The 17,647-nt window shown below is 67.8% G+C and carries 17 protein-coding genes and 2 tRNA genes; 11 read left to right on the top strand and 8 right to left on the bottom strand.

The features are described from left to right. Window positions 1-22: 22 nt before the first annotated feature. On the bottom strand, window positions 23-1,219 hold the full coding sequence (locus OG921_RS23440; protein ID WP_266114958.1) for an MFS transporter: 1,197 nt from the start codon (window positions 1,217-1,219) through the stop codon (window positions 23-25). Between the two features lie 110 nt (window positions 1,220-1,329). Between OG921_RS23440 and OG921_RS23445 the strand changes: the two genes are divergently transcribed. The 4 genes from OG921_RS23445 to OG921_RS23460 all read left to right on the top strand — a co-directional run bounded on the left by OG921_RS23445 (window position 1,330) and on the right by OG921_RS23460 (window position 3,985). Further along, window positions 1,330-2,103 (top strand): fumarylacetoacetate hydrolase family protein, encoded by a 774-nt coding sequence (locus OG921_RS23445; protein WP_266115065.1) that lies wholly within the window; start codon window positions 1,330-1,332, stop codon window positions 2,101-2,103. A 49-nt stretch (window positions 2,104-2,152) separates the two neighbouring features. Further along, entirely contained in the window at window positions 2,153-3,655 is a 1,503-nt protein-coding gene (gene gltX / locus OG921_RS23450; RefSeq protein WP_266114959.1) for a glutamate--tRNA ligase, read from the top strand. Between the two features lie 98 nt (window positions 3,656-3,753). After that, a tRNA-Gln gene (locus OG921_RS23455) sits at window positions 3,754-3,825 on the top strand. A gap of 87 nt (window positions 3,826-3,912) precedes the next feature. Then, window positions 3,913-3,985, top strand: a tRNA-Glu gene (locus tag OG921_RS23460). A 126-nt stretch (window positions 3,986-4,111) separates the two neighbouring features. On the opposite strand, the gene OG921_RS23465 is transcribed toward OG921_RS23460, so the two are convergent. Then, entirely contained in the window at window positions 4,112-4,609 is a 498-nt protein-coding gene (locus OG921_RS23465; RefSeq protein WP_266114960.1) for a pyridoxamine 5'-phosphate oxidase family protein, read from the bottom strand. A 57-nt stretch (window positions 4,610-4,666) separates the two neighbouring features. Then, the gene (locus OG921_RS23470) at window positions 4,667-5,368 is read right to left on the bottom strand and encodes an IclR family transcriptional regulator (protein ID WP_266114961.1); all 702 of its coding nucleotides are present in this window, start codon (window positions 5,366-5,368) and stop codon (window positions 4,667-4,669) included. 113 nt (window positions 5,369-5,481) lie between these two features. On the opposite strand from OG921_RS23470, the gene leuC reads away from it, so the two are divergent. The 3 genes from leuC to OG921_RS23485 all read left to right on the top strand — a co-directional run bounded on the left by leuC (window position 5,482) and on the right by OG921_RS23485 (window position 8,405). Further along, complete coding sequence (leuC, locus tag OG921_RS23475) at window positions 5,482-6,921, top strand: 3-isopropylmalate dehydratase large subunit (protein WP_266114962.1); 1,440 nt, start codon at window positions 5,482-5,484, stop codon at window positions 6,919-6,921. A gap of 30 nt (window positions 6,922-6,951) precedes the next feature. Further along, a complete protein-coding gene (gene leuD, locus OG921_RS23480; RefSeq protein ID WP_266114963.1) occupies window positions 6,952-7,560 on the top strand; it encodes a 3-isopropylmalate dehydratase small subunit in 609 nt (202 codons plus the stop codon). Window positions 7,561-7,718: 158 nt separating this feature from the next. Beyond that, window positions 7,719-8,405, top strand: coding sequence for an HU family DNA-binding protein (locus OG921_RS23485; protein WP_266114964.1), 687 nt, complete (start codon window positions 7,719-7,721; stop codon window positions 8,403-8,405). A 132-nt stretch (window positions 8,406-8,537) separates the two neighbouring features. Here OG921_RS23485 and OG921_RS23490 read toward each other — a convergent pair whose 3' ends face one another. The 3 genes from OG921_RS23490 to cofC form a co-directional block, all read right to left on the bottom strand. Further along, window positions 8,538-9,491 (bottom strand): NUDIX hydrolase, encoded by a 954-nt coding sequence (locus OG921_RS23490; RefSeq protein WP_266114965.1) that lies wholly within the window; start codon window positions 9,489-9,491, stop codon window positions 8,538-8,540. Window positions 9,492-9,578: 87 nt separating this feature from the next. Beyond that, window positions 9,579-11,693, bottom strand: coding sequence for an RNA degradosome polyphosphate kinase (locus OG921_RS23495; protein WP_266115066.1), 2,115 nt, complete (start codon window positions 11,691-11,693; stop codon window positions 9,579-9,581). A 143-nt stretch (window positions 11,694-11,836) separates the two neighbouring features. Further along, window positions 11,837-12,541: a 2-phospho-L-lactate guanylyltransferase gene (gene cofC, locus OG921_RS23500; protein WP_266114966.1), complete on the bottom strand. Its 705-nt coding sequence runs from the start codon at window positions 12,539-12,541 to the stop codon at window positions 11,837-11,839. Window positions 12,542-12,635: 94 nt separating this feature from the next. On the opposite strand from cofC, the gene OG921_RS23505 reads away from it, so the two are divergent. Together OG921_RS23505 and OG921_RS23510 are read left to right on the top strand one after the other, a co-directional pair. Further along, on the top strand, window positions 12,636-13,631 hold the full coding sequence (locus tag OG921_RS23505; protein ID WP_266114967.1) for an NAD(P)H-dependent glycerol-3-phosphate dehydrogenase: 996 nt from the start codon (window positions 12,636-12,638) through the stop codon (window positions 13,629-13,631). 111 nt (window positions 13,632-13,742) lie between these two features. After that, complete coding sequence (locus OG921_RS23510) at window positions 13,743-14,849, top strand: D-alanine--D-alanine ligase family protein (RefSeq protein WP_266115067.1); 1,107 nt, start codon at window positions 13,743-13,745, stop codon at window positions 14,847-14,849. Between the two features lie 13 nt (window positions 14,850-14,862). Here OG921_RS23510 and OG921_RS23515 read toward each other — a convergent pair whose 3' ends face one another. Both OG921_RS23515 and OG921_RS23520 read right to left on the bottom strand, forming a co-directional pair. Then, entirely contained in the window at window positions 14,863-15,417 is a 555-nt protein-coding gene (locus OG921_RS23515) for a DUF3515 domain-containing protein (RefSeq protein ID WP_266114969.1), read from the bottom strand. Beyond that, complete coding sequence (locus OG921_RS23520) at window positions 15,414-15,662, bottom strand: Lrp/AsnC ligand binding domain-containing protein (protein WP_266115068.1); 249 nt, start codon at window positions 15,660-15,662, stop codon at window positions 15,414-15,416. Before OG921_RS23520 ends, OG921_RS23515 begins: the two co-directional genes overlap by 4 nt. A 246-nt stretch (window positions 15,663-15,908) precedes the next feature. Here OG921_RS23520 and OG921_RS23525 point away from each other — a divergent pair, with 246 nt between their 5' ends. Continuing rightward, on the top strand, window positions 15,909-16,856 hold the full coding sequence (locus OG921_RS23525) for a thiamine-phosphate kinase (protein ID WP_266114970.1): 948 nt from the start codon (window positions 15,909-15,911) through the stop codon (window positions 16,854-16,856). Window positions 16,857-16,931: 75 nt separating this feature from the next. Continuing rightward, entirely contained in the window at window positions 16,932-17,609 is a 678-nt protein-coding gene (locus OG921_RS23530; RefSeq protein WP_266114971.1) for a uracil-DNA glycosylase, read from the top strand. Window positions 17,610-17,647: the final 38 nt, after the last annotated feature.

Here is a 17,647-nt window from a genome sequence, read left to right on the forward strand (position 1 = left end):
CCCGTCCCGCAGGGACGCTGCGTTACCCAGCAGACCGGCGATCGCGCGGCACCAGGGGGACCGCGGCGAGCGCCAAGGCGGCCGCGACCAGGTACGCGGCACCGAATCCGGTGGTGACGATGAGCGCGCCGAACACGGGTGGAATGGCCGCCATCGCGAGGTTCTGCCCCGTGTTCTGGATACCCAAACCCCTTCCGCTCCAATATGGTCCGGCAATCTCGGCGACCGCGGTAAAGGCCAGCCCGTTGTCGGAAACGGTGATCACCGAGGCGGCGAGCAGCAGCGGAATCGCGGCCCACCACCACTGCGTCGCAGCGGCGACGCCCAATGCGGCCATCGAGATCGCCGCCGCGATCGCCACCTGACGCAGCGGACCGAGCCGACTCCCCACCCGGTCGGACCAGGCGCCCGCGCCGATCCGGCCGGCCGCGCCGAGCAACTGCGTCACGGTGACGAGTGCACCCGCCGCAGCGATCGACCAGCCGATGTCGCGGTGGATCCACAGCAGGGCGAACGTCCACACCACTCCCTGCGGAACGCACAGCAGCACGGAGACGCCGTGGATGCGCCACAACGTCGAATCGCCGCGGTACGGGTTGGCTCGGTCGACACCTTTGCCGCCGGGGCGAGGCGGATCGACGATGCCGAACAGGCAGGCCACCGCAGCAACGCCTGCCATGATCGCGGGCACCAGGATCGCCGCCGAAACGCCATGTGCGGCAGCCACCGCGGGGATGGCGAGCGCGCCGATGCCGACCCCGAGCGGTTGCGCGGTCTGCCGGATGCCCATCGCGAACCCGCGCCGGTGCACGGGGAACCAGCCGACGATGACGCGGCCGCTCGCGCCGTTCGTGCTCGCGGCTCCCGCACCGCCGAGAAACAACAGTGCGCCCAGGGCCACGTTGTTGGTGGTGCAGGCGGCGGCGATGCCCGCGACACAGGTGATCAGCGGTCCGGCGACGAGCACCTTCCGTTCGCCGATGTGGTCCATCACATAGCCCCACGCGATCAGGGTGCAGACCAGGCCGACGGTCGGCATCGCCACCAGCAGACCGGCAGTCGGTAGCGACATGCCGCGATCGGTGAGCGCGGGCAGCAGAAACGGAGTGCCGTGGATGAACACCGCGCTCGCTGCCTGGGCGAAGACGCCGAGACCGAGCATCGACCACCGTCGAGTGGTGCCGATCGCCTCCGTCGTCGATACGCCCCGGGTGTTCATCGGTTGCCCTCTGTCTCATATATTGGACACGCAGTCCTACCATCTGGATTCTGGTGGGACTCTACACCGCCTTCGCCGGGGTCGCTGCCTCGGTCGATAGACTCGGCGGCATGCGCCTTGGACGGATTGCCAGCCCGGATGGTGTCGCCTTCGTCAGCATCGAAGGAGACCCCGACAACGCGATTGCCCGGGAAATCGCGGAACACCCGTTCGGTACGCCGACCTTTACCGGACGCAGTTGGCCGGTCGCCGACGTGCGCCTGCTCGCGCCGATCCTGGCCACGAAGGTGATCTGCATCGGGAAGAACTACGCCGACCACGCGGCCGAGATGGGTGGCGAAGCGCCGGCAGATCCGGTGATCTTTCTCAAGCCGAACACCTCGATCGTGGGGCCGGGCGCGTCGATCGTCCTGCCGCCGAGTTCCGCGCAGGTCGACTACGAGGGTGAATTGGCCGTGGTGATCGGCCGGCCATGCAAGGACGTGCCTGCCGCGCGGGCGCGCGACGTGGTGCTCGGCTACACCGTCGCCAACGATGTCACCGCACGCGACCACCAACGCCATGACGGTCAGTGGACCAGGGGCAAGGGCTATGACACCTTCTGCCCGCTCGGCCCGTGGATCGAAACCGACCTCGACCCGTCGGACCTCGAGATCACCACCGAACTCGACGGGCAGGTGCGCCAGCAGAGCCGAACATCGCTGCTGCTGCACGACATTCCGAAGGTCATCGAGTGGATCTCCGCGGTGATGACGTTGCTACCGGGCGATGTGATTCTCACCGGAACGCCGGCGGGGGTCGGGCCGATGCAGGACGGGCAGACCGTCTCGGTGACCGTGTCCGGGATCGGCACCCTTTCCAATCCGGTCACGAAAAAGAAGTGACCACAACACTTTCGGGCGTTCGTCCCGATTCAGAAAGGCCACAGCGAGGATGACCGCAACCAATTCGACCGCGTCCGGTCGCCCCGACGGCGTCCGCGTGCGCTTCTGTCCCTCGCCTACCGGAACCCCGCACGTCGGCCTGATCCGGACTGCGCTGTTCAACTGGGCGTACGCAAGGCACACCGGGGGCACCTTCGTCTTCCGGATCGAGGACACCGACGCGGCACGCGATTCCGAGGAGTCGTTCGCGGCGCTGCTCGACGCGCTTCGCTGGCTGAATCTCGACTGGGACGAGGGACCCGAGGTCGGCGGGCCGTACGCCCCCTACCGGCAGTCGCAGCGGCGCGAGCTACATCTGGACGTGGTGCGGCAGCTGGTCGAAGCGGGCGAGGCCTACGAGAGCTTTTCCACCCCAGATGAAGTCGAAGCGCGCCACCGAGCGGCAGGTCGGGATCCGAAGCTCGGCTACGACAATTTCGACCGCGACCTGACCGAGGATCAGAAGCGGGAATACCGCGCGAATGGCGCCGCCCCGGTGGTTCGGCTGCGCATGCCCGATCACGATCTGACCTGGCACGACCTGGTGCGCGGCGAAACGACTTTCAAGGCGGGCACCGTGCCCGACTTCGCACTGACCCGCGGCAACGGCGACCCGCTGTACACACTGGTCAACCCGGTCGACGACGCGGCCATGAAGATCACCCACGTGTTGCGCGGCGAGGATCTGCTGTCCTCGACACCGCGTCAGCTCGCGCTCTACGGCGCGCTGCAGCGCGTCGGCGTCGCGGATTTCACCCCCGAGTTCGGCCACCTGCCGTTCGTGATGGGGCAGGGCAACAAGAAGCTGTCCAAGCGCGATCCCGAGTCGAGCTTGTTCGTGCACCGTGACCGTGGGTTCGTGCCCGAGGGTCTGCTGAACTACCTGGCGCTGCTCGGCTGGAGCATCGCCGACGACCACGACGTCTTCTCACTCGACGAGATGGTCGCCGCGTTCGACGTGACCACGGTCAATTCGAATCCGGCGCGGTTCGACCAGAAGAAGGCCGACGCGATCAACGCCGAGCACATCCGGTTGCTCGCGTCCGAGGACTTCGCGGACCGGTTGCGCGGCTATCTCGTCGAGCACGGCCACCTCGGTCCGGACGTGGACGACGCGGTGTTCCGGTCGGCCGCGGAGCTGGTGCAGACCCGGATCGTGGTGCTCGCCGATGCCTGGGACCTGCTGGCGTTCCTGTTCGTGCCCGAAGCCGATTTCGGTATCGATCCCGCGGCCGCGGCGAAGAACCTCGGCGACGACGCGCGGCCGGTACTCGAGGCGGCCGACGCGGCGCTGACCGGCGCGACCGAATGGACGACCGAAGCGATCGAGACAGCGTTGAAGACCGCTCTGGTGGAGGGACTCGGTCTCAAACCGCGCAAGGCGTTCGGGCCGGTGCGGGTCGCGGTGACCGGGTCGCATATCAGCCCGCCGCTGTTCGAGTCGCTCGAGCTGCTCGGCCGGGACACGACCCTGGCCCGGGTTCGCGCCGCGATCCCACAGGAAGCGGTCTGAGCTGCGCGTTTGTGGATTTTTGCGTCGGGTTTGATAACCTCTTCCTCGGTTCGAAACGACCGCCGGAGCCGTTGGCGCGGGCGGTCGGAACGGGCCATTGGGGTATGGTGTAATTGGCAACACAGCTGATTCTGGTTCAGCCATTCTAGGTTCGAGTCCTGGTACCCCAGCGACGTCCGAGCGATTTGGAACCCGGACGCGAGCCAGCTAAGCTGACTCGGGCGCAAAGCCGGGAGACCGGCCGAGATGCCAACCAAGGCCCCGTCGTCTAGCGGCCTAGGACGCCGCCCTCTCAAGGCGGTAGCGCGGGTTCGAATCCCGTCGGGGCTACAACGAACGGCGCCACCGGAGCAATCCGGTGGCGCCGTTCTTTGTGCGCTGCTTTCGGTCCTGGTCCGGGCGCGCGGCGAGAGTGCCTGCGGCACAAGCCGGCCGGCCCCGGAGACCGGCGGCGGGTCAGTGCGGCCGGGCGGTACTGCCGCCGACCGGCATGGCGGGCAGGCCGAGCTTGCGATGGTCCCAACTGCGTACGCGGTCGGGACGCACCCGGACTGCCACGCGCTTGTTCAGCATCGCCTCGACGGCGGGGCGCAACGACTCGTCGTAAGGCCCGGTATAGCGCTCCCAGACGCTCACGCCGACCCGAAACAGCGCCTCCGGATCGTCGACGATCTCCGCGCGGCCCTCGATGGCCACGCCTCGCAGGGTGTCATAGGTGTCGCCGGCCTCGACCATGGCCGTGATGCGGTCGTCGCGGCGCAGGTTCACCACCTTCTGCGACTTTGCCTTCGTCTCGAACCAGATTTCGCCGTCGACGAGGCCGTACCACATGGCGATCAGATGCGGATTGCCCTTCGGGCCGTTGGTCGCCATCGTGACGACCCGGCTGCGCCGGAGGAATTCGCCGATCTCGTCATCGGTCATCTGGATCTGTGCACGCTGGTTGACACCCATGCGGCGACATTACCGACGACGTGTGCGCGGGCTCATCGCCGGAGGTGGGGGAGTTGTTTACAGCCGTTTGTGCAGTGCCTCCGCGGCGGCGAGCAGGTCCGCCGCCCAGCGTGCCCCCGGCCGTCGGCCCATCCGGTCGATCGGACCGGAGACCGACACTGCCGCAACGACATTGCCGCTGCCATCGCGTACCGGGGCGGACACGCTTGCCACGCCGGGTTCGCGCTCGCCGGCACTCTGGGCCCAGCCCCGCTTGCGGACCTCGAGCAGGCTGCGCTCGGTGAAAGTCGCGTCGGCCATCGCGGATCTCAGCAGGTGCGGGTCGGCCCACGCGAGCAGCACCTTGGCGCCGGACCCCGCGGTGAGCGGCAAGCGCGCCCCGACGAGGACGGTGTCCCGCAGCCCGGTCAGCGGTTCCATCGACGCGACGCACACCCGGACCGATCCTTCCCGGCGGTAGAGCTGCACGCTCTCGCCGGTAATCTCGCGCAGCCGGGGCAGCACACTGGCGGCGGCCTCAACGAGGCTGTCGTTGGCGCTCGCGGCGAGTTCGGACAATGCCGGGCCGGGACGCCAGGCCCCGTCGTCGTCGCGAGCCAGCAGGCGATGCGTCTCGAGCCCGACGGCGAGCCGGTGCGCGGTGGCCCGCGGCAGACCGGTGCGTGCGCACAGTTCGTTGAGCGTGCACGGTTGCTCGGCGACCGCATGCAGGACGGTCATGGCTTTGTCGAGAACGCCGATGCCGCTATGCTGTCTCATAGGACGATACTTGCATCTCGTATAGTGAGATTGCAAACGATGTCTCCGCAGCCCGGACAACATCAGCGAAAGCAGGGTCGCCGAGCCCGTATTCGGTCGAAAGAGGTGTGTTGATGACTACCAAGCCGCGCACGATGGCGGAGAAGGTATGGGAAGCCCACGTGGTGACACGGGGCGAAGGCGAAGGCGAACAGCGCCGCCCCGACCTCATCTACATCGACCTGCATCTCGTGCACGAGGTGACCAGCCCGCAGGCCTTCGACGGGCTGCGTCTCGCCGGCCGCCCGGTGCGCCGCCCCGACCTCACGATCGCGACCGAGGACCACAACGTGCCGACGGTCGACATCGACAAGCCGATAGCCGACCCGGTGTCGCGCACGCAGGTCGATACGTTGCGGCACAACTGCGCGGAATTCGGTATCCGGTTGCACCCGATGGGCGATCTCGATCAGGGCATCGTGCATGTGGTCGGCCCTCAGCTCGGCCTCACTCAGCCGGGTATGACCGTGGTGTGCGGTGACAGCCACACCTCGACGCATGGTGCATTCGGCGCGCTCGCAATGGGAATCGGTACCAGCGAGGTCGAGCATGTGCTCGCGACGCAGACATTGTCGTTGCGCCCCTTCAAGACCATGGCGATCACCGTCGACGGTGAGTTGCCCCCGGGCGTGACGAGTAAGGATCTGATCCTCGCGGTCATCGCCAAGATCGGGACCGGCGGCGGTCAGGGCTATGTGCTCGAGTACCGCGGCGAGGCGATCCGGAAACTGTCGATGGAATCCCGGATGACGATCTGCAACATGTCGATCGAGGCCGGGGCGCGCGCCGGCATGATCGCGCCGGACGAGACCACGTTCGAATTCATCAAAGGCCGTCCGCACGCGCCCAAGGGCGACGATTGGGACGCTGCCGTGGCTGCCTGGACCGAGTTGCGCACCGACGAGGGCGCGGAATTCGACAACGAGGTGCATATCGACGCGAGCGAGTTGACGCCGTTCGTCACCTGGGGCACCAATCCCGGACAGGGCTTGCCGCTCGGTGCCGCGGTGCCGGATCCGGCCGAGATCTTCGATGAGAACGAGCGTGCGGCGGCGGAAAAGGCGCTGCGGTATATGGATTTGACGCCGGGCACGCCGTTGCGTGAGGTGCAAGTCGACACGGTCTTCGTCGGCTCGTGCACCAACGGCCGGATCGAGGATCTGCGTGCCGTGGCCGACGTGCTGCGTGGCCGTCGGGTTGCCGAAGGGGTGCGCATGCTCGTCGTGCCCGGCTCGATGCGGGTGCGGGCGCAGGCCGAGAACGAGGGCCTCGGCGAGATTTTCACCGCTGCCGGTGCGGAGTGGCGGCAGGCCGGCTGCTCGATGTGCCTGGGTATGAACCCGGATCAGCTCGCACCGGGGGAACGGTCGGCCTCGACCTCGAACCGCAACTTCGAAGGCCGCCAAGGCAAGGGCGGACGGACACATCTGGTCTCGCCGGCCGTCGCCGCCGCCACCGCCGTCCGTGGCCGGCTCTCGGCGCCCACCGATCTCGCCCCCGCCGATCGCCACTGACTCGCCTGCCCCCGTTAGGAGTTGTTCGAAATGGAAGCTTTCACCGTGCACACGGGTATCGGAGTTCCGCTGCGGCGGTCCAATGTCGATACCGATCAGATCATCCCGGCCGTGTACCTGAAGCGGGTGACGCGCACCGGGTTCGAGGACGGCTTGTTCGCCGCCTGGCGCAACGATCCCGAGTTCGTGCTCAACATCCCGCCGTACGACCGGGGCAGCGTGCTCGTCGCCGGACCCGACTTCGGTACCGGGTCGTCGCGCGAGCATGCGGTCTGGGCGCTGTCGGACTTCGGATTCCGCGTCGTGATCGCCTCCCGGTTCGCGGATATCTTCCGCGGTAACGCCGGCAAAGCCGGTCTGCTCGCCGCCCGGATGGCGCAGCCGGACGTCGAATTGCTCTGGAAACTGATCGAAGAGCAGCCCGGTCTCGAACTGACTGTGGATCTTCGTGAGCGGACCGTGACCGCTGGAACCACCGTGCTGCGCTTCGACATTGACGACTACACGCGGTGGCGTCTGCTGGCGGGTCTCGACGACATCGGGCTGACGTTGCGGCAGGTAGACGCCATTTCGGAGTTCGAAAAGGCAAGGCCGTCATGGCAACCGGTGACGCTTCCGGAGCCCACTTCCGCGGACTGACTTCCGTTGTGCCGGGCGGAATTACTACCGCTCGGAAGCAAATTTCGCAAGGCTTTGGCGATGAAATTTGGCGTGGCACATAGACTCTTGTGCTTTCGGGGTTTACCGTGTACGTAGTCGGTCCACAAATGGGCCTCTAAGTCTGCGGAGGAAACTCGATGAACAAGGCTGAGCTGATAGACATTCTGACCGACAAGCTCGGATCGGATAGGCGCACCGCGACCGACGCGGTCGAGAACGTCGTCGACATCATCGTCCGGGCCGTGCACAAGGGACAGAGCGTCACGATTACCGGCTTCGGTGTCTTCGAGCAGCGCAAGCGCGCCGCCCGCGTGGCTCGCAACCCGCGCACCGGCGAGACCGTAAAGGTAAAGCCGACTTCGGTTCCGGCGTTCCGTCCGGGCGCCCAGTTCAAGGCGGTCATCGCCGGTAAGCAGCGGCTGCCCGCAAGCGGACCGGCCGTGAAGCGCGGTGCGGTCGGCACCCCGACCAAGACCGTGGCCAAGAAGACCGCCGCCAAGAAGACCACCGCGGCCAAGAAGACCACCGCGGCGAAGACGCTCGCGAAGTCGACCACCACGGCGGCCAAGAAGACCACCGCGGCGAAGACGCTGGCGAAGGCGCCGGCGGCGAAGAAGGCCCCCGCGGCGAAGAAGGCTCCGGTGGCCAAGAAGGCCCCCGCGGCCAAGAAGGCTCCGGTGGCGAAGAAGGCCCCCGTAGCCAAGAAGGCTCCGGTGGCGAAGAAGGCCCCCGCGGCCAAGAAGGCTCCGGTAGCGAAGAAGACCGCCGCGAAGAAGGCACCCGCCGCCAAGAAGGCACCGGCGAAGCGCACCGGCCGGCGCTGAGTCCAACCACCGCGACCGACGACGATCGGCCCCCCGGACCAGGTGTCCGGGGGGCCGATCGTCGTCAGGGCTGTGGCGACAAGTGAATTCGGGCTGACAAGCGAATTCGGGCCGACAAGCGGATCCTTCGCATCACTGACGCTGCGTCGACCCGGCGCCCGGTGCATCGGGGAAGGGGCTGTCGATGTGGTCGGCGGCCACCAGCTTGCCGTCGTACAGCGACAACACCCATACGCTGCCTTTACGGTTGCGCGCCGGTGGCAATGCGATGCCGTCTTGGTCGGCCCACCAGGCAAGCAGATCGGGAATCACCTTGCCCTGACTGCACACCACCCGGATACCGTTCTTGGCCGCAATCTTTCGGGCACGATCCCGCCCAGCCGCCGGATCGTCGCGATAGGCCTCCTCGGCGAGGGTAGGTTCCGTCGCGACCTCAACGCCGAGGGAATCGGCAAGCGGGGCGACCGTCTGACTGCACCGCGTGCGGTCGGCGGCGTGGACGTGGCTGGCACCGAAAGCGTGCAGGTTCGCCACAAGGGCATCCGCCTGATTGCGGCCGACCTCGTCGAGCGGACGGAATCGGTCGTCGCCCTTGTATCGCTTGCGCCGGCCTGCCTTGGCATGCCGGACAAGCAGCATCGTCTGGGTATCGGCCGGCAGGCGCCGAAACTGGCGCAGCACGCGGCGATCCATCGGGTAGGACAATTCGTCGAGCATGCGACTCGGCGGCATCCACAGCAGTTTGTCCACCTCGTCGGAGGGGGCGAACTCGCCGTCGATGGCCTCGGCCGCCCAGTAATCCACGCGCTTGAGTTTGCGGTGACCGGGAACCGGGTACGTCACGCGTGCGATGTGCCTGCCGAGCACACAACGCATTCCGGTCTCCTCGGCGACCTCGCGGACGGCGGCGATCATGGCGGTCTCGCCGGGATCGAGCTTGCCCTTGGGAAAGGACCAGTCGTCATAGCGTGGACGGTGAATGAGCGCGACCTCGATGCCGTCCGGGCTCGCCGGCGCTCGGCGCCACACGATCGCACCCGCGGCGAAGACGTTTGCCCGCGCAACCGCCGATTCGGTCGAGTTCACCGGTCTCCTTCCCTCCGAGCGCGGAGTCGGTTCGTGCCCCCCCGATACGGACCCCTCCGATACCGACCCTCCGATACCGACGGACCGCTATGAGCCCGCCGTCCGCCTACTGCGGATGTACTCCTCCTGATGATCGCGGACCGCCTCGCCGCGCGCCGGCGACGCCACCCAGCTGCCGTCCGAATCCAGCACCCAGCACCGGGTCTTGGGGTCGAGGGCGGAGTCGAACATCTCGTCCAGGTATCGGGTCAGCTTCGGATCCTTCACTTGCACCATCACTTCGACCCGCCGATCGAGGTTGCGGTGCATCATGTCGGCGCTGCCGATCCAGATTTCGTCGACCGACTTGAAGTGAAATATCCGCGAGTGCTCGAGGAACCGGCCGAGGATCGACCTGACCTCGATGTTTTCGCTCAGTCCCGGCACTCCCGGCTTGAGGGCGCAGATCCCGCGCACGAACACCTGCACGGGGACACCCGCCTGGGACGCCCGATACAAGGCGTCGATGACCTGTTCGTCGACGAGAGCGTTGGCCTTCAGCCGGATTCGCGCGTCTTTGCCCGCACGCTTGTGGTCGATCTCGGTCTGGACGCGCTCGATGATGCCCTTGCGCACGCCGTACGGCGCGACGAGCAGGTTCCGGTACTCGGCCTTGCGCGAGTAACCGGTCAGCGAATTGAACAGATCGGTCAGGTCCGCGCCGATTTCGGGGGCCGCGGTGAGCAATCCCACGTCCTCGTAGAGCCGGGCCGTCTTCGGGTTGTAGTTGCCGGTGCCGATGTGGCAGTAGCGACGGATCGTGGAGCCCTCGCGGCGAACCACCAGACACGTCTTGCAATGCGTCTTCAACCCGACGAGACCGTAGACGACGTGAACGCCTGCCTGCTCCAGGGTGCGCGCCCATTTGATGTTGGCCTGTTCGTCGAAGCGTGCCTTGATCTCCACCAGTGCCACGACCTGCTTGCCTGCCTCCGCGGCATCGATCAGGGCATTGACGATCGGGGAGTCGCCCGAGGTGCGGTAGAGCGTTTGCTTGATCGCGAGCACCTGCGGATCGGCGGCGGCCTGCTCGATGAAGCGCTGCACGCTCGTGGAGAAGGAGTCGTAGGGATGGTGCACGAGCACGTCGCCCTCGCGCAGCGTCGAGAAGACGCTCTTGGGCGTCTCGCGCTCGCCGAAGGCGGGATGGGTGGCCGGTACGAACGGCTTGTCCTTCAGCGTCGCTCGGTCGACGCCATAGACCTGCCACAGGCTGGACAGATCGAGCAGTCCGGGCACCTGAATGACGTCCGCGGGATTCACGTCGAGTTCGCGCAGCAGCAGATCGAGCATGTGCTCGGTCATATCGTCGGCGACCTCGAGGCGCACCGGAGAACCGAAGCGGCGCCGAGCGAGTTCGCGTTCGAGGGCCTGCAACAGATCCTCGTCGCGATCCTCCTCGACCTCGAAATCGGCGTTGCGGGTGATCCGGAAGGCGTGGTGCTCCACCACAAACATCCCGGGGAAGAGTGCTTCGAGGTGCGCGGCAATGAGCTCCTCGAGCGGCACGAAGGCAGACATCGCATGTGGCCCCTCGCCGCGGCGCACCTGCACGAAGCGGTTCACGTTGTCGGGCACCTTCACGCGCGCGAAATGTTCGCCGGCATTGGTCGAATCACGAACCGTCACAGCAAGGTTGAGGCTCAGGCCGCTGATATAAGGGAACGGGTGGGCCGGGTCGACGGCGAGCGGGGTGAGGACCGGGAAGACCTGCGCGTGGAAGTACTCCGACAGGCCGCGCCGCTCATCGGGGGAGAGATCTTCCCAACCGATGATCGCGATGCCCTCGGCGAGCAGTTCGGGCAGTACCGAATCCAGGAATACGCGGGCATGTCGCGACGCGATCTCCTGTGTGCGGGTGGCGACCATGGCGAGCTGCTCGCGTGGGGACAGTCCGTCCGCCGAGCGCACCGACAGCCCGGTCTCGTCGCGGCGCTTGAGGCCGGCCACCCGAACCATAAAGAACTCATCGAGGTTCGAGGCGAAAATGGCGAGGAACTTGGCACGTTCGAGCAGCGGCAGCGACGTGTCCTCGGCGAGCGCGAGCACCCGGGAGTTGAAATCGAGCCAGCTCAGCTCGCGGTTGAGGTACCGATCGTCGGGCAGCCCTGCCACGGTGACATCGACCGCGAGCGGCGTAGCAGCCGGCGGTGCCGTCGGAATGCGCGGCGCGAGCACCGCGCCGTTTTCGTCCCGGTGGTTGCCGTTGTCGTCGCCAGCCCGGGCCGCCTCCGGCGAATCGGTCTGCGTTGCCGCTCGTCCTGTCTCACTCACGCCTCCAATCATCCCTCACATCGGAGGTGGCGTCATCGGAGCGGTCGATCGAGCGCCCATTCTCGTCGTCGGCCGATGGCGCCGAGCGCCTCCCGGGTCGCCGGGCCGACTCCGAGTTTTACGGCGAGATCGAGGTCGGCGGGGGTGTCGACGTCGAGCCGCAGTCCCGGCCACGTGCCGGTCAGCGCGACTGCGCCGTCGTCGAGATGCGCGCGGGCGGAGTCCGGGCCGAACTGCGGCCGCAGCGGTGCGTCGGGGGTACGCCATACCAGCGCCGCCGTGCCGGTGTCATGATGATCGATTACCACGGATCGCGGCACATCGGCTGCAGCGCAAAGCATTTCGTCCAGGTCGTCGGTCCGTAGGGCGGGCAGATCGGGTTGCAGTGCGAGCAGATCCACCGGGCCGTGGCTGCGCCGCACCGCCTCGGCGGCGTGCCGCAGTGCCGCGTTGAGCAACCCGGCGCCTGCGGTGCTGTCCGTGTCGTGCGCGCCGGCCCGGACCGGGTCGGCTAGCACCTGCGCGCCGTGGCGGCGGGCGAGATCGGCGACGCGCGGATCGGGCGTCACGACCGTGATCCCTGCGACCGCAGATGACTGGCCCACCGCGGCAAGAGTGTCGGCGAGCATGGCCAGCACGAGACGTGCGCGCCCACCGGGTGTCAGCTCGGCGGAAAGCCTGCTCTTGGCGCGATCCAGGTTCTTGACCGCGACGACGGCGTACACGGTCGTGCTCATAACCCGCAATAATGCCAGCCCCGATCCGGCAACGGCCGGTGCGGCGGGGGATACAGTCGAGTCCAATTCGAGTTGCGGCGAAAGGAACGGACACATGGTGCGGGCGGCGGTGCTGGGCGCGGGGTCTTGGGGCACGGCATACGCCAAGGTGCTGGCCGAGGCGGGGACCGATGTGACGATCTGGGCCAGGCGGTCCGAAGTCGCCAAAGCGATCGTCACCGAGCACGAAAACCCCTACTACCTCGCCGACGTCGAGTTGCCGCGGATGAAGGCGACCAACGACTACGCCGAGGCGCTCGCTGGGGCGGACGTCGCGGTACTCGCCGTTCCGTCGCAAACGCTGCGAGAAAACCTCGAGCACTGGAAGGGCGCGATCGGCCCCGACACCACGTTGCTCAGCCTGGCCAAGGGCATCGAGACCGGCACGCTGCTGCGCATGAGTCAGGTCATCGCCCAGGTCACCGGGGCCGACCCGGGCCGGGTCGCGGTGCTGTCCGGACCCAACCTGGCCAAGGAGATCGCGGCCGGGCAGCCCGCCGCGACGGTGATCGCGTGCACCGACTCCGGACGGGCGATCGAGCTACAAAAGTCCTGTGCCACAGGGTATTTCCGGCCCTATACGAATTCCGACGTGATCGGCTGTGAGATTGGTGGTGCGTGCAAGAACGTCATCGCGCTGGCCTGCGGAATCGCCGCGGGCATGGGCCTCGGCGACAACACGATCGCCAGCATCATCACCCGCGGGCTGGCCGAGATCATCCGGCTCGGTGTGGCGGTAGGGGCACGACCGGCCACGTTGGCGGGTCTGGCCGGTGTCGGCGACCTGGTGGCGACCTGCACCTCACGGCTCTCGCGCAACCATTCCTTCGGTTATGTGCTCGGCCAGGGCGGGTCGCTGGCCGAGGCGCAGGAAGCCGCCCACGGGCAGGTCGCCGAGGGCGTCAAGTCGTGTACTTCGGTGCGTGCGCTCGCCGAGGCCTACGACGTCGAGATGCCGATCACGGACTCCGTGCACCGGGTCTGCCACGAGGGCATAACCGCCAGGGAAGCCGGAGATTATCTGCTCGGCCGTAGACACAAGCCGGAGTGAGAACTTGCCGTCCCGAAGGGACGTGAGCGTGCCGTCCCGCACCGACGTGAGATTGCCCCATCCCGCCGGGCGGGAGTCGGCCAACTGCGCCGACCGGCGGTACCGTCAGTGATCGTGACGAACCGGATTCGCGTCGGCGTGCTCTACGGAGGCCGCAGCAACGAGCACTCGGTGTCCTGCGTTTCTGCAGGCAGCGTGCTGCGCCACCTCGACCCCGACCGCTACGAGCCCGTGCCGATCGGCATCACCGCGGCAGGCACGTGGCTGCTCGGCACCCGCGATCCGCGCGACTTCGCCCTGGTCGAGGGCGCACTGCCGACGGTGGAGCAGTCCGGTGTCCCGGTGGCGTTGTCCACCGATCCCGGACAGCGTGGCGCACTCGTCGCCATCGGCGACGGCATCACCGATCGGGTCGTGGAACGGGTCGACGTCATCTTCCCGGTGCTGCATGGCGCCTACGGCGAAGACGGCACGGTGCAAGGACTGCTGGAACTGGCCGACGTGCCCTACGTCGGGCCGGGCGTGCTCGCCTCGGCGGTCGCCATGGACAAGGAGTTCACCAAGAAGCTGCTCGGCGCGGCCGGGCTACCGATCGGCACGCAGTTCGTGCTGCGGGCGGGCGCCGAGACACTCACCGACGAGCAACGCCGCACGCTCGGGCTGCCCGTCTTCGTGAAACCGGCCCGCGGCGGGTCCTCGATCGGTATCTCCCGGGTCAGCGACTGGGCCGATCTGGAGGATGCGATCACCACGGCGCGCAAGCACGACCCGAAGGTGATCATCGAAGCGGAGATCCCGGGCAGTGAGGTCGAATGCGGTGTGCTCGAGTACCCCGACGGCCGAGTCGAGGCCAGTGTCGTGGCCGAGATCAGGATGCCGCTCGCGGTGGACGACGGGACCGCGTTCTACGACTTCGACAGCAAGTACCTCGATGACGTCTGCGAATTCGACGTGCCTGCGAAACTCGACGACGAGACCAGCGGCGCGATCCGCGCCATCGCCGTGCAGGCATTCCGCGCGCTCGACTGCACCGGTCTCGCCCGGGTGGACTTCTTCGTCACCGCGCAGGGCCCGGTGATCAGCGAGATCAACACGATGCCCGGGTTCACCGCAATCTCGATGTACCCGCGGATGTTCGATGCGGCCGGGGTCGATTACCGCACCCTGGTGTCGACGCTGATCGAAACGGCGCTCGCGCGGGGGACCGGGCTGCGCTGACGGCGATGCCCGATCAGTTCGGCAGCGGCGCTGGATCGATGGGCCGAGCGGGCAGCGTCTCGTTCACCGTCGCCGAAACCTCCTGCACCGGCGTCGGCCCCGAGCCCGTCGGCACGGTGAGTGCGATGTACACGTCGCGGTCGACGACGTACCAGGTGCTGAAGCCGGACTGGCCCGGATCGGATACCTCGAACCACTGCACCCCGTCGACGACCTGCAGTGCGGCCGCCGCGTCGAACTCGAGCGGCCGGTCGAGGCCGCAGCGCAGGACCACCCGATCGAAGTCGCCGGCGTCGCCGCCCCACGCCTTCGTCGCCGGCGGCGCAGGCTCGGCAAGTTCGAGGCCCGTGTACTCACCGAGATCGGCGGGCAGTGCGGCCACGAGCTGCGTGCACTCCGGGCCGTCTGCCTCCGGTGCCGGAACCGTGCCCAATGAAATCGGTGTGTGGCCGGGCAGGCGGCCGGCGAGCACGGCGGCGACGATGATGCCGACCACGAGTGCGACGGGCAGTGCGACCGCGACAGCGATCAACGCGGGACGGTGCCGCGGTGAATCCGGTTGGTTCATTCGATCGGGGCGCTCACCCGATGGTTGGGGATCTGGCAGGTCAGCGTGCGAGTGATGCCGCCGACCTGCTGAATGGCGTGAATCACCTCGCCGAGCTCGTCGTCGGACGCGCCCGCGACTCGGGCGATCACATCGTAGGGGCCGACGACATCCTCGGCGGACCGCACGCCGGACAAGGCGGCGATGCTGCCCGCCACCAGAGCGGCTTTACCGACTTCGGTCTGGACCAGAACGAATGCCTCGATCGCCAACCTGAGTCCTTCCCGCCGCGAGCCATCCGGGTCTCGGTAGAGTCGGCCAGGCTGCGGCTCGGTGCGCGCGTTCGCCGGGCACGCCCCGGCTGCACGCTCAAAGTACCGCAGCTGTGCCGAACTCTCGTTCCACCGAGAAGCCAGGGCCCGAGCGCAGGCACAGGGCGGGACGCAGGTCACACTTCGACGGAGCGGAGTACGGCGATCGGGAACAGCGAAGGCACCGCAGCGCCGACCACGGTGGCCGAACTCGGCGAGTTCGGGGTCATCGAGCGGATCAACCGAGGCCGCACCCAGAGCAGTGCGGTGACCATCGGACCGGGCGACGACGCGGCGGTGCTCGCGGCACCCGACCAGCGGGTCGTGGTCACCACCGACATGCTCGTCGCCGGGCGGCATTTCCGCCTCGACTGGTCTTCCCCACGAGACATCGGCCGAAAGGCCATCGCGCAGAACGGCGCCGACGTGGCGGCAATGGGGGCTCGGCCGAGTGGATACGTCGTTGCGCTCGGTTGCCCCGGCGATACTGCGCTGGCGGTGGTGGACGGCTTGGCTGCGGGCATGTGGGCGGAGGCCGAACGCAGCGGCGCCGGGATCGTCGGGGGCGATCTCGTGCAGAGCCCGCAGTTGGTGATCTCTGTTACGGCATTGGGAGATCTGGGCGGACGCCCTCCCGTCCTGCGCTCCGGCGCGCGGGCCGGTGACATCGTGGCAGTCGCCGGCCGGCTGGGCTGGTCGGCGGCCGGAATGGCAGCTCTGGAATCGGCCGCGACCGGGCTCGACGAGTTCATCGAGCTGCACCGGGCACCGCAACCGCCTTATGCCGCAGGCATTTCCGCGGCCACAGCCGGCGCCACCGCGATGTCCGATGTGTCCGATGGGCTGCTCGCCGATCTCGGGCATATCGCCGTCGCGTCGGGCGTGGCGATCGATATCGCCCGGGCGGCGGTGCGGGACGAGCGGGTCGAGGCGGCCGCTCGGAGCCTCGATATCGATCCGGATGTGTTGGCACTGAGCGGTGGTGAGGATCACGCGCTCGTCGCGACTTTTCCCGGCGGCGTCGCGCTGCCGGGCGGGTGGCGCGCGATCGGTGCCGTGACGGCAGTCGGCGCCGACACCGCGCCCGCCGTCACCGTGGATGGACACGAGTGGACGCACGGCAGTGGCTGGCAGAGCTTTTCCGGGTGAACGCCCTCGGAGATGTCGGGCGGAGGCGGCTAGATTGCGCGGGGTGAACAGCAAAGCGATGGGAAGGGTGAGTTGATGCCGGTGCGTCCGCTCGCGGAAGTCGTCGAATCCGGCTGGGCGCAGGCACTGCAACCGGTGGCAGACCGGATCGCCACGATGGGGGATTTCCTGCGCGCCGAGAATGCTTCCGGGCGAGGCTATCTCCCGGCCGGGGCGAACGTGCTACGCGCATTTGCGCAGCCGTTCGCCGATGTCCGCGTCCTGATCGTCGGGCAGGATCCCTACCCGACGCCGGGGCACGCGGTCGGGCTCAGCTTCTCGGTCGCGCCCGAGGTGCGTCCGATTCCGCGCAGTCTGGCCAACATTTTCACCGAATACTGCGCCGACCTCGGCCACCCGATGCCGAGCACCGGAGACCTCACGCCGTGGGCCCGGCAGGGCGTGCTGCTGCTCAACCGAGTGCTGACGGTGACTCCCGGCCAGCCGGCGTCGCATCGCGGCAAGGGCTGGGAGGCGACGACCGAGCAGGCGATCCGGGCTTTGGTCGCGCGGCGCGAACCGATGGTCGCGATCCTGTGGGGGCGCGACGCGGCCACCCTCGAACCGATGCTCGACGGCGTGCCCGCGATCAAGTCGGTGCACCCGTCGCCACTGTCGGCTTCTCGTGGGTTCTTCGGTTCTCGGCCGTTCTCTCGGGCGAACGCGCTGCTCGCCGAGCTCGGTGCCCCGCCGGTGGACTGGCGCCTGCCCTGAGGACGCCCCTCCCGTTGGGCGGGGGTGGTGTGCGATTC

The organism is Aldersonia sp. NBC_00410 (assembly GCF_026342035.1).
Lineage (GTDB): Bacteria > Actinomycetota > Actinomycetes > Mycobacteriales > Mycobacteriaceae > Aldersonia.